Genomic DNA, 12,919 nt, shown 5'->3' with positions numbered 1-12,919 from the left:
CCCACCCTACGATCCCAGCTTAAAGGCTTCGAGAAACAGTCCGTAGATGAAACCAACTTTGAGGAGATTTAATGAATCTACTAAGAGCGATCGCTTTGACAAAAAGCTGCGATGATAAAATATCCTACTGGTAATTTCCGTCAACACTACTAAAAAAGCAGCAACCAGAATGTCTAATTCTGCTCGTTGACCGGCTGTAGTGGAAGCTACGTTTGCCAGAAAAAAACCGAACAAAAAACTAATGATCAGCAACGATAGCCGCCGCCAAGGATTAAAAAACCATTGCCCCAAGCGTGTAGCAATGGCATCGAATAAGTTATTGAGACGAGTGTTTTGCATCACATAGACTTCTGGCGAAAAGTCAAGATATCTTGAAAAATCTTATATTCAAAAGAGGATATTGGTTTTAGCCTCAGCTTGTTTGTTAATATTATAAATATCTGCTGGGCTTCCAGCGTTGATTCAAATTTGCACATCATATCATCTTTAGGGAAGTTTAGTCCCTTAAAAGGGTGCTTATTCTAACGCAAGATGAAATATGCATCTTAAATTTATCTAAGGGTTTGGCAAAAAATGCCTTGTTAGGATCGCTAGTACCGCAAAGCGGAAGTCCGCCCCAACTCTTGGAGACTTTGTGTTTCGACTTTGCTCAACATAAATTCGCGTTCGAGGAAGTCAAAAGTCAAAAGACTGTGATTTTAGGCTTTTTGGCTGTAATAAAACGGTAGGTTTATTCTGCTTACCTGTACTAGTGGTTTCACGAAAGTTTTATTTTTATTTATACAAATGAATTGGCTGGCTCGGTATCTAATTTTCTTGTTTTTATGCAAGCCTACGGTCAAGACACAAAGCAATGGGTATCTTTACCCCTTTTTTGTCGGACATCCAGGAAATTATTTCCTGCGAATATTGTCTAATCAGAATGATACATACAATACATTAGTATCATTCATTTTAGGAAAGTCTATATCAGACTACTTTCTATGATTCCCTTTTGGGATAATAGGCTACTATTTGGTCAAGCCTAAACAAAATATTTATTTCTAATAACTATCAATATGAAATCCTCAGTATATCGTAACCTCGGTATTACAGTTTTTTGCTTGGGACTGCTTGCTGCTCTGGTGGGATGCTTTGGAGTAAGCGTATCCCTTGAGTCCACAAACCCAGATACATCTTCACAACCGCCGACTGAAACTACTCAGTGGGAGACGGCTTCCTCTACACCCGTTTTACCTGAAAAGGGTGTTTCTGCTAGTCTATCAACAGCAACTACCTCAACCAATCAAGTAGAACATAATAATATTGAAGAGAATACTTATCCTGTCTTGGCAGAGCGTGATAAATCAGCTAGTAAAAGTAAGGATCAAGGAACTTTGCGAATGAGCAATCAAACAAATCAGCCTGTACGGTTGGCTCTACTGGCGCGACAGTCGCTCGCAAAAGGCTCTGGGACTAAGCAGGCTAACTATGATGTACCGGCACATTGGGATTTTGCTCCCCAAGAAGGTAGTGAAAAAGGGCTGATTTTATCTCTACCTCAGAATAATTTAAAGTTGGAGAAGGGAGATATTTTAGTTGCTTTCGCACAAGATGGTTCCCGTCGTTACTGGGGCCCCTATATTGTCGGCGAAACTCAATTACCTAAATGGAATGCCCAAAACAAAGAATGGCAACTAGTACTGAGTCCATAGTCAATATTTAGTAATTTGAAATGGTGAACCAGCGCTGCGGGAGGGTTTCCCTCCGCAGGCGACTGGTGAACCCGAAGGGTATGTTTATTTCCGCCGTGCTGTACTAGCGTATTGGAGAAGTTTCTTTGGCGACTTAGAACAACTGGCGTTACTGAACAGGAAAAAGTGTAATATTGTTGAATTCAAAACTCCAAAGAACAAAAGATAGATAATCAACGACTATTGAGTAGTGATTGTTGACTATTGACTAATGAGCATGAAATTGAGTGTTAAGCACACTGTTGATCAGTGGTTCAACAAAATAGTAAAGAATCCAGCCCTTGGTGTAACTGTGTCGATTTTGTGGTTGATATTGATTGGCTGGATAGCTTTTGGGTGGAATTTGGGCAATATTGGTTTGATTGATGAGACAGAGCCGCTCTTTGCCGAAGCTTCCCGCCAAATGTTCGTCACAGGTGATTGGATTACCCCATTTTTCAATGGTGACACTCGTTTCGATAAACCTGCTTTAATTTACTGGTGTCAGGCGATCGCATATCATCTGATTGGCGTGAATGAATGGGCAGTACGCCTTCCTTCCGCGATCGCAGCATTCGGCTTAGTTTGTTTAGGTTTTTACACTATCCAGTGGTATCTGCTTAAACAAGAGGAATTAGAGCAAGTTTCACGTCCTACTCGTCGCTACAAAACATCTTTTATAGCAGCAGCACTGATGGCGCTCAATCCCGAAACTATTATTTGGGCGAGAACGGGTGTCTCTGATATGCTGCTCACCGGATGTATAGCATCGGCTTTGTTCTGTTTTTTTCTAGGGTACGCAGGGAAGGAAGGGAGCAGAAGAGCAGGGGAGCAGGAGAGCAGGGGAGCAGAATTAATCACTAATGTCCAATCCCCAATGTCCCATGCCCTATTCCCTAATAAGTGGTACTTAGCTTTTTATGTGCTGATTGCTGGCGCAATTTTGACAAAAGGGCCAGTGGGAATTGTTTTGCCAGGGCTAATTGTTGCCGCCTTTTTGTTTTACGTGGGTAAAGTGCGAGAGGTGTTGCGGGAAATGCACCTTCTCGTAGGTATACTGATAATTCTCGCTTTGTCAGTGCCCTGGTATGCTTTAGTAATTTGGCGCAATGGCTGGAATTACATTAACTCCTTTTTTGGTTATCACAACCTGGAACGCTTTACAGAAGTAGTTAATGGTCACTCAGCACCTTGGTATTTTTACTTTTTAATCGTGCTGTTGGGTTTTGCACCATACTCAGTGTATTTACCAGCTTCTATAATCAGACTAAAATTTTGGCAGCGATCGCATTGGCGATCCCTTGAACGTTTTCAGCAATTTGGTTTATTTGCCTGGTTCTGGTTTGCTATTATCTTTGGCTTTTTTAGCATTGCTGTTACTAAACTCCCCAGCTACGTATTGCCTTTAATGCCAGCAGCAGCAATCCTCGTAGCCTTGTTGTGGAGCGACCTTTTTTTAGATACAGAGACACGGCAAACAATTCCTGTTTCCCCCACTCCCACTCCCCCCATCTTTGCGTCTTTGCTACGAATAAGTGGTTGGGTGAATGTAGTATTTTTATCAGTTCTGGCAACAGCACTGCTGAACATAACCCATATATTAGGTACCGATCCAGCGATAAGTAACTTCCATGAACTAATTGAACAATCTGGTTTACCAGTAATCGCGGGTATAATTTGGCTAGTTTCTGCTGTTTTGGTTGCGGGTTTATTATTGAGCCGCCGCTGGAACTACATTATGAGTATTAATTTAATCGGGTTTGTGGCGTTTGTAATTTTTGTCTTAACGCCTGCTTCGTTCTTTATCGATCGGGAACGTCAATTACCCTTAAGGGAATTGTCTGCGGTCATTTTAGAAGCAAAACAACCAAACGAAGAATTGATCATGCTTGGCTTCAAAAAGCCTAGTGTGGTATTTTACAGCCACATCCACGTAAATTATTTAAAATTTCCCCAAGAGGCTGTAGAGCATATTAAAAATAAGGCTGCTAAAGGACTAAAACCTTCTTCAGTGCTGCTGTTGGCCGAACAGAAAAAGTTTTTGAAAATGGACTTACAGCCAGATGATTACAAGAATTTATCGACCAAGGGTGCTTATAACTTGGTTCGAGTTCCTTTTAAGAAAATGAAAAAAGAAAAAATAGACATATCATAAATTGTCATTGGTCATTAGTCATTTGTCCTTTGAGAATAACTAATGACCAATAACTGATGACCCCGTTAACATTTGCTATTGTAACCATTGACAGCTAAAGCTTGATTGATCTGGCTTAATAGGTCTTCCATTGATATTGATCGCGGTAATATTTGGGTAGCGATCGCACCAACAACAGTTTCTATCGATTCCAAACCATTCTTTTTCTGCTTGTTAATTCCCTTATAAGCTACTCCATCCTGGAAACTGGTTTCTGAGAGATTTAATCGCTGATTTAGTACCAAAATTGGTGGTAACTTTAAAGGCGAATCTCCCAATGTTTTCAGTGCTTTGAGTACATCTTTGTGGATAGAGGTTTCTCCTAAACAAATTAGCAGTAAGTCAACGCTTTCGTGACGAATTTGTTGCAACACTTCTGCCCAACAAGGACTCATCGCCGCTTTGAAGCCTGCTGTTTGCAGGTATTGAATTAAAGCTTGGAACCACTCAGAACCACGTTCAGCAGTTTCACTACTAATTGAGCAATTTTTTTCTGTCCGATAACCCTTAGCTGGCTTACGTCTTACCTGGGGAAAATCCCGCAGCATTGTTAGATCCACGACTAAGATGTTGGGAGGGCAGCAAATACCAGAAGCAATTTCTAGTACTGATAGTAAAGCATCTGTTTTTTCGGTGCGACTGCTGTTGTCTTTCGCAAATGGTGTTAAGTAAGGAAATACAGATAACCCTGGTATTTTAGAGGCGATTAAGGTAGTTGCAACATCGCAAGTCACCAGTGGTATAGCTGCCAAACGTGGATGTCCAATTAGTTGTTGCAAATAAATTTGGGCGGTGGTACTTTCGACATCTAGCAAAATGACATCAAACTGCCATACCCGTGCCAAAAGTTCTGCCTGATCTAGGTCATCTACTTCAATCACTCGATGTTCTCGAAGTGAGGGGTGGGGATTGACCGATTCTAACTGGGGATTCACCAACCTGAGAATTCGCAGTGGGGTTTTAGTTGGGATAATTGCACTATTATTTAATCCTATCTGCCCAATTGCTTGTGCAGTACATAATTTTTCGAGAACCGGTGCTAAGACCTGATGCTCTACAGGCAAACTTAAGAAACCATCGGCTCGGTTAGCAAATGCTTGTTCCTTTTCCGCTCCTGTGGCCGTGACAATAACAGATATATGACGGGTTGCAGTGTCAGATTTTAGTAAAGTCAGCACATCCCAACCTGAAAGCAGGGGTAGCAACGGATTTAAAAATATCGCTATTGGTTGCAAGCGTCGCGCTTTTTCGACTGCTTCTGTGCCTGATCGCGCAATCACTACCCGATATCCTAAACCTTTGAGTTGTTCGGTCAAGTCTTCAATATATCGAGCTACTGCTTCGACTACCAAGACCAACCGTTGCGAACTCGCAAGATGATGCTGTATGGGCGTACTAACTTGCTGACGAGCGGCTGCGGAGTTTTCCCTTGTCGGTTGATATCGTGTCTCCTCGTCTTCTCTGATTCCCATATCTGGTTCCGAAAAGCCTGTTTTCGGGGGACTGGGCGGCAGAAGTAGGGTAAACTGGCTACCTTTACCTTCACGCGATAAGAAACTGACATCTCCTCCGTGGAGGCGAGCCAAGGCGCGAGTTAATACTAGCCCCAAACCAGTGCCTTCAAATTGCCGGGTAAGGGGATTTTCTAGTTGTTGGAATTTTTGAAAGATTAAGTGTTGCTGGTGTTCGGGAATACCAATGCCTGTATCCCAAACGGTAAAGGCAATCCATCCTTCCCAACGACTGACCCGCAGCCCAATTTCGCCAGATATTTCGGTGAATTTAAAGGCGTTGGAAAGTAGGTGCACTAGCATCTGGCGTAAGCGCAATTCGTCTGCCACCATCTGATCTAAACCTAGTTCAATGGAAAGACAGAATTGCGGAGCAGATGAACGGGCATTTGCAGGTGGCGGGGCAGATGTCGCTTTGGTAGTTTGAGTGTGGATAGCTTTGGCTTCCGAGAGGGCGCGATCGCACACAGCCTGAATTTTCACCGGTGTCAGCGTCAAATCCATTTGTCCCGTCTCCATCCGGGTCAAATCCAGAATGTCATTCACCACACTCATCAGGTGGCGTCCGCTTTGATGAATCAGTCCCGCATAACGGGCTTGACGCTCGTTAAGTTCTCCCAACTGCTGATCCACGAGCAAACGCGACAATCCCAACACGGCAGTTAGGGGAGTTTTGAGTTCATGACTAATACAAGCTAAAAATTCGTCTTTTAACCGATTTAGTTGAATTAAATCGGCATTCTTCGCTGCTAGTTCTTTACAAAGCTGCTGCTGTTCAGTGACATCAGTAGCTAAAACCAACCACAAATCAGTGCTGAGTGCAATCTCCTCTGCCGCACTCATCACTTTAAACTCAGAACTATCTAAGGGAATTTTGGCAAACTGCCAGATTCGCTCTTGACCATTTTGTACTTCAACAACGCAGGTACAAGTACCCACCTGACTATCCAAATAGCATCGGCTGTATGCAGCATCACCTGATGCTTCTGGTTGAGTCAGTTCATCTTCACCACCATACTCATTCTCCCTACCATTGGGATGAACTTTGATGGCTGGTTGGGTGACATATTCTGCTATATCGGAGCGGTTCGGGGCAAGTATTGCCTCCACCTGTTGCCTAACTCCTTCTGGATCTTTTAAGGTTCCTAATTGCTGCCACCAGGCAGGATTTCGCGCTACCACCTCGCCTGTACCCGTTTGCAACATCAAAGGCCAAGGCAGTCTTTCTAGCAAGTGTACCAGCGGCTGATGTCCTAGCGACTTGGGTTCATTTGGTCTACCATCATACTCATGACGATGCTCACTAGACCTTTGTAACCCACCCAGGCGTGCTTTAGCCAGCGATCGCAACAGGCGTGAACTATCCAGCAGTCCCAAATATCGACCATCAGAGTCAATCAGCGCCCAATCTAAGTTTTGGGGTTTTTCGGCTTGTGAATCGCACCAGCGCAAGCTTAATCGCTCTACACGCTCCGAAGCTGATATTGTCTGTATTGGCTCAATTAGACCTTGACCCCAGGTAGAGAGCGATTGTTGTAAATTTAGATTTTTATCGTCACTTTGTGCTAATAATTTTGGGATTAAACGGGCAGAATACAGCAATCCAATGGGACATTGCTGTTGATTTACTACTACCAGGCGATCGCACTGCTCTTGCTCAAAAATCTCCAACACCACTGCCAGAGAACTTGTTTGGGGGCAGCTAGGTACGGTTGCCTGAAAGTCATAAAGCGGGTAATCTAGCATTAACATAAGGATTTGGGGGTCATTCTTCCTGTGGAACCCTCCGGCATTTCCATCTGCCAGTTGATGGTCTTTTCGCCTGAAGTCATATCCTTTAAGAAGACTCATATAAGCAACTCTGGTTATTTCAACGCCTTTCAAACAACGGAATTTCCCCTAACGGACACGGGAATTGCAAACGAGTGCATTTTTCCAAGAGGCGACGTTTCTCATTTCTAGCAACTAGCCTCTCCAGTGTCTTACTGGTATTTAAACTCCTCATCGATAGCGACGGCTAAAACAATTATGGCCCCAAAGATTCGCTTTAGAACCTTGAGGAATTATAATGATTTGGAATGCGACAATCCTTTAAGTTCGTTTAAGTATCTTATCAAGGAGCAAAATAAAAAAATCTATCTATTTATATACATAGATATGTAAATCATGAGTTAATTATTGTGTCTTGCTATGCCGAAGGATACCTTATCATCAAAGACCTACTAAGTTCTACCAGTTAGTTGCTGCACTAAATTGTTAGGTGCGTAGCACTATCTGCTCTCATAGAGCGTTATTTTGGGGTTAAATCACCATTTGACTGCACACCCAGTATCCCCTTAAAGCGTTAGCTAAACTTATCAGCCCGCGTTTATTGGTCAAGGCGATCGAGGAGATATATTCAAGAATAGATGTTATTACCGATATTGATTCCGCAATTTAATGTGAACAAATGCTTAAATAATCCAGTTGACTTAGCCAACCTAAAAGGTTTGAGTACGTGGGTGGGGCAATTGATGGACGCAATTACTGCCCAATTTTACTACTTACCTGTTGCTGTAACGACCTCTGGAAAAATCAACTATTTACCAAATTGTCCGCCACTCAATCCAAGTAAGGCATACACTAGCAAGTACGTTTATGTATTTGCCAGTCAGATGCAAAAAAGCCAACAGCATTTTCAGGAGATGACTCCAGCAGAAAAACAAGGACTATTAAGACAGCTTAAAATAGATTATACCCTGATTCTTATAGATTATTTTACCACAGACAAAACACTCAAAGAGAAAATTGATAAATTTATCAATACTATATTTTATGCTAATATTCCTGTGCCCCAAATCATCGAAATTCATATGGAGGTAATTGAAGAATTTTCTAACCAGCTAAAATTAGAAGGCAGGAGCAATGAAACGTTACTTGATTATCGGCTAACTTTAATCGATATCTTGGCTCACTTGTGCGAAGTTTATAGGAGTTCAATTTCTAAATAAATTAAGTTTATCGGTGTATATTTCACTTTGAACACACTATTGCTGTTAGTTACTCCCAATGCGCGAACGCATTTGTTATTTTTATGCTCATGAATAGTTATTAAGTATATTATATGATTAAAGCCAGAAAAACCTACGTTCTCAAGCTTTACGTAGCAGGAAACACCCCGAATTCAGTCCGGGCATTAAAAACACTCAAAGATATTTTAGAGCAGGAGTTTGAAGGTGTTTATGCTTTAAAAGTGATCGATGTATTGAAAAGTCCACAACTGGCGGAAGAAGATAAAATCTTGGCAACGCCAACATTATCTAAAATTCTGCCTCCACCCGTTCGCAAAATTATTGGGGATCTTTCAGATAGAGAAAGAGTATTGATTGGATTGGATTTGCTCTATGAAGAACTGAGTGAAGAAGATTTTGAAGAGTAAATTTTTAATCATAAAAAATTTAGTCCAAAATTAGTAATAAAAAAACAGGTTTTAATACCCTTTTGTTATCAAGCAATGAGTCAAAACGAGCAAGTAGACCCAAAACAACCACCAATAATTAGGGGTGTCGAAAAAATTCGGACAATGATCGAAGGGTTTGACGATATTAGTCATGGTGGTTTACCAATTGGTAGAACGACCTTGATTAGTGGTACATCCGGCACAGGTAAAACGTTATTCTCTCTTCAGTTTCTTTATAACGGTATCACCTACTTTGATGAACCAGGAGTATTTGTAACCTTTGAAGAATCACCAAGTGATATTATTAAAAACGCCAATATTTTTGGTTGGAACTTGCCCCGCTTAATCGAAGAAGGCAAGTTATTTATTCTTGATGCATCTCCCGATCCAGAAGGCCAAGATATCGTTGGAAATTTTGACCTTTCTGCACTCATTGAGCGTTTACAATATGCTATCCGCAAATACAAAGCTAAACGAGTTTCCATCGACTCAATAACAGCAGTATTTCAGCAGTATGAAGCAATGGGAGTAGTGCGACGCGAAATTTTTCGTTTAGTAGCACGTCTCAAACTACTGAATGTCACAACTTTAATTACTACTGAACGTAGTGAAGAATATGGGCCTGTTGCGTCTTTTGGTGTGGAAGAATTTGTTTCCGATAATGTAGTAATTGTTCGCAACGCTTTAGAAGGAGAACGCCGCCGCCGCACAATTGAAATTCTCAAATTGCGCGGCACAACTCATATGAAAGGCGAGTATCCCTTCACGATTACTAATGAAGGAGTTAACATCTTCCCACTGGGAGCAATGCGCTTAACTCAACGTTCTTCTAATATCAGGGTATCTTCTGGTGTCAAAACCTTAGATGAAATGTGTGGTGGTGGTTTCTTTAAAGATTCAATTATTTTGGCAACAGGAGCCACAGGTACTGGTAAAACGCTGTTAGTAAGTAAGTTTATTCAAGATGGCTGCCTGAATGGAGAACAGGCGATATTATTTGCTTATGAAGAATCACGCGCCCAATTATCTCGTAATGCTTCCTCTTGGGGAATTGATTTTGAAGAATTAGAAGATAAAGGTTTACTCAAAATAATCTGTACCTATCCTGAATCAACTGGTTTAGAAGACCACTTACAAATTATTAAATCAGAAATTGCTATTTTCAAACCCGCTCGGATTGCTATTGATTCTCTATCAGCACTAGCTCGAGGAGTGAGCAATAATGCATTTCGGCAGTTTGTAATTGGTGTGACAGGTTATGCTAAACAAGAAGAAATCACTGGCTTTTTTACTAACACAACCGACCAATTTTTAGGAGCGCATTCGATTACTGACTCTCATATTTCCACGATTACCGATACAATTCTGATGTTACAGTACGTAGAAATTCGCGGAGAAATGTCGCGGGCAATTAACGTATTCAAAATGCGCGGGTCTTGGCATGATAAGGGGATTCGTGAGTATAATATTACTGCTGACGGGCCCGAAATCAAAGATTCTTTCCGAAACTACGAACGGATTATCAGCGGTGCTCCTACTCGCGTTAGTATCGATGAAAAGGCGGAACTTTCTCGCATTGTTAGACGTTTTGAAGACAAACAGAGTTCCGAACCCTAAATTTAGTATCGTAGTATATTCTTTCCTAAGTTTAGTATCGTGCTATATTCTGTGGTGAAGAAAGGTTTTCTGCCGCTAGATTGATTTTCGTGTGAGGGATGCGGTGAAAGGACAGCAATTATTTTATAGCTTCTTACCTGGTGTAACGGCAGCAGTTTTAACAACTCAGCCTGCTTGGGCTGGTACTGCGAAACTAACTGGGGTACAACTGGCGTCTTCTCCTAGTGTTTTGACTTCTACTTATGGTCAAGGCTTGGTTGTAGACACCATAAATAGGCAACTGCCTAATAGTGCAAATGTTAGTGTTCCAACCCTAGTACCTACTTTGGGTTTTACTAAACTTAGTATGAAACCTTTAAGTAATAACAGTATTCCCGTATTTACGGCTGAAGATACTGTTGTGCCAATAAAACAACTACTTAAGAAAGATAAAGGTAGATTTTTCAGTTTGACACCTACCTCTAATCCTTCACTAGCTCAAAAGAACCAAAAACAGAGTAATTCAAGCGCTGATAGGCAGAAATTAAAGAAGAGAGTAGTTCCCAACTACACTTCAAAACCCCTTTCTGTCCAAAAAGAAATTTTGTCCCTGTCTTCTGCACAGCAGCCAGTGGTTCAAAAGAAAAATACTGTTACTCAGTTGCAAACATTTTTACAAACTTCAGCTACAGGTGCAGGAGCAGCAAAACTGTTGTCAGCGCAGAGGTGTCCACAGGAGTTGAGCAAAAGCAAAACTGACTCCTTGGCTGTGCTACTAACCTCAAGCACCTGCTTACGACAAAACGCTATTGGTCGCTTGGCTCAAAGTAATACCACGATTCCGACAGATTCGACGCCAATCACTGTGCCAGGAACTGTAACTCCTGCACCAGAGGGTTCGGTGCAACCTTCTACTGTGCCAGAAACCGTAACTCCTGTACCAGAGGGTTCAACGCCAACTATCACTGCGCCAGGAACCGTAACTCCTGTGCCGCCAGGGCCGGTGCAACCTTCTACTGTGCCAGGAACCGTAACTCCTGTGCCTCCAGGGCCGGTGCAAATTCCGGAGAACCTGATTCCTAACTCAAATCCCCTACAATTTCCCACCAAACCGGAGGAGGTGCAACTTCAAGGAAATCAGCCGATTACTTTGGCACAGGCTCTGGAGTTGGCACGGCGTAACAATCGCGATCTACAGGTGTCTTTATTGGAGCTAGAACGCAATCGAGCGGCTCTACGAGAGGCGCAAGCTGCTTTATTGCCCACTTTGGGAGTTAGCACCGATCTGACTCGTAGTCAATCTGCTAATGGCCAACGTCAGAACGAATTAAGCGGGCCGTTTGCCCCTAACCAAGATCAACCCAGTACATCTTTTTCTGGTGAAGCACAACTTTCATATAATCTTTATACTTCTGGGAGAGTGCAAGCTAGCATCAAAGCGGCTGAAGAACAGGTACGTTTTAGCGAGTTGGCTGTAGAAACTCAGTCTGAGACAATCCGTCTGAATGTTGCCAGAGACTACTACAATTTGCAACAAGCGGATGAACAAGTACGGATTGCCCAATCGGCTGTGCTGAACTCTGAAGCTAGTTTGCGTGATGCAGAAGCTTTAGAGCGAGCTGGGGTTGGTACGCGGTTCGATGTGTTGCGATCGCAGGTGAATTTAGCAAATGCCCAACAAAATTTAACTAATGCTAGATCCCAGCAGACAATTTCCCGTCGTCAATTAGCAACTCGGATAAGTTTGCCGCAAGCAATAAATATCAGTGCCGCTGACCCTGTACAATTAGCTGGTCTTTGGAACCCAACCCTAGAACAAAGTATTGTGTTGGCTTATCAAAATCGTCCAGAATTGCAACAGCAGTTAGCACAACGTAATATTAGCGAGCAACAGCGTAGGCAAGCTCTTGCGGAACTGGGGCCTCAAGTTAGTTTGGTCGCTAGCTATAACCTGCTAGACCAGTTCGATGATAATGTCAGCGTTACTGATGGTTATTCATTCGGAGTTAGGGCAACCCTAAATTTGTTTGATGGCGGAGCAGCAAGAGCAAGAGCAGCTCAACAGCAAGCTAATATTGCGATCGCAGAAACTCAATTTGCTCAACAGCGCAACCAAATTCGCTTTGAGGTAGAACAAGCCTATTCTACCCAGCAATCTAGTTTGGAGAATGTTCAAACCGCTAATACCGCTTTAGAACAAGCTAGGGAAGCTCTACGTTTAGCGCGTTTGCGATTCCAAGCTGGTGTAGGTACTCAAACTGATGTCATTAACTCTGAAAACGACCTCACACAAGCTGAAGGTAATCGAGTCACAGCAATTTTGGATTACAACCGCGCTTTAGCTGATTTACAACGGTCTGTTACCCTCAGAGCATTCCGCTAATTAGCTGAAACTCCATTGAATGAATACTTTTGACTACTGTTGTGTTTATCAGGACATTACACAGTCCAGTAGCATTTCTAATAA

8 protein-coding genes are annotated in these 12,919 nt (G+C 42.3%); 6 read left to right on the top strand and 2 right to left on the bottom strand.

Annotated elements, in window-relative coordinates; genetic code table 11:
• Nucleotides 1-6: 6 nt before the first annotated feature.
• Nucleotides 7-339, bottom strand: coding sequence for a DUF565 domain-containing protein (locus RMY27_RS13430; protein WP_322663895.1), 333 nt, complete (start codon nt 337-339; stop codon nt 7-9).
• 719 nt (nt 340-1,058) lie between these two features.
• Here RMY27_RS13430 and RMY27_RS13425 point away from each other — a divergent pair.
• Together RMY27_RS13425 and RMY27_RS13420 are read left to right on the top strand one after the other, a co-directional pair.
• A complete protein-coding gene (locus RMY27_RS13425; protein ID WP_322663893.1) occupies nt 1,059-1,694 on the top strand; it encodes a hypothetical protein in 636 nt (211 codons plus the stop codon).
• A 250-nt stretch (nt 1,695-1,944) separates the two neighbouring features.
• The gene (locus tag RMY27_RS13420) at nt 1,945-3,867 is read left to right on the top strand and encodes a glycosyltransferase family 39 protein (RefSeq protein WP_322663891.1); all 1,923 of its coding nucleotides are present in this window, start codon (nt 1,945-1,947) and stop codon (nt 3,865-3,867) included.
• Nucleotides 3,868-3,932: 65 nt separating this feature from the next.
• Here RMY27_RS13420 and RMY27_RS13415 read toward each other — a convergent pair whose 3' ends face one another.
• Nucleotides 3,933-7,169 carry a hybrid sensor histidine kinase/response regulator gene (locus RMY27_RS13415; protein ID WP_322664066.1) on the bottom strand — a complete coding sequence of 1,079 codons (3,237 nt, stop codon included), beginning with the start codon at nt 7,167-7,169 and terminating at the stop codon, nt 3,933-3,935.
• 656 nt (nt 7,170-7,825) lie between these two features.
• Between RMY27_RS13415 and RMY27_RS13410 the strand changes: the two genes are divergently transcribed.
• The 4 genes from RMY27_RS13410 to RMY27_RS13395 all read left to right on the top strand — a co-directional run bounded on the left by RMY27_RS13410 (nt 7,826) and on the right by RMY27_RS13395 (nt 12,835).
• On the top strand, nt 7,826-8,407 hold the full coding sequence (locus tag RMY27_RS13410; protein WP_322663889.1) for a KaiA family protein: 582 nt from the start codon (nt 7,826-7,828) through the stop codon (nt 8,405-8,407).
• A 113-nt stretch (nt 8,408-8,520) separates the two neighbouring features.
• Nucleotides 8,521-8,835, top strand: a complete 315-nt coding sequence (kaiB, locus tag RMY27_RS13405; protein ID WP_069069132.1) for a circadian clock protein KaiB — start codon at nt 8,521-8,523, stop codon at nt 8,833-8,835.
• A 75-nt stretch (nt 8,836-8,910) separates the two neighbouring features.
• Nucleotides 8,911-10,473 (top strand): circadian clock protein KaiC, encoded by a 1,563-nt coding sequence (gene kaiC, locus RMY27_RS13400; protein WP_322663886.1) that lies wholly within the window; start codon nt 8,911-8,913, stop codon nt 10,471-10,473.
• Nucleotides 10,474-10,576: 103 nt separating this feature from the next.
• Nucleotides 10,577-12,835 (top strand): TolC family protein, encoded by a 2,259-nt coding sequence (locus RMY27_RS13395; protein ID WP_322663884.1) that lies wholly within the window; start codon nt 10,577-10,579, stop codon nt 12,833-12,835.
• Nucleotides 12,836-12,919 lie beyond the last annotated feature (84 nt).

The organism is Nostoc sp. DedQUE09, assembly GCF_034530915.1.
Taxonomy (GTDB): Bacteria; Cyanobacteriota; Cyanobacteriia; order Cyanobacteriales; family Nostocaceae; genus Nostoc.
Note: the sequence above shows the minus strand (reverse complement) of the source record. Positions and strands in the feature narration are given on the sequence as shown.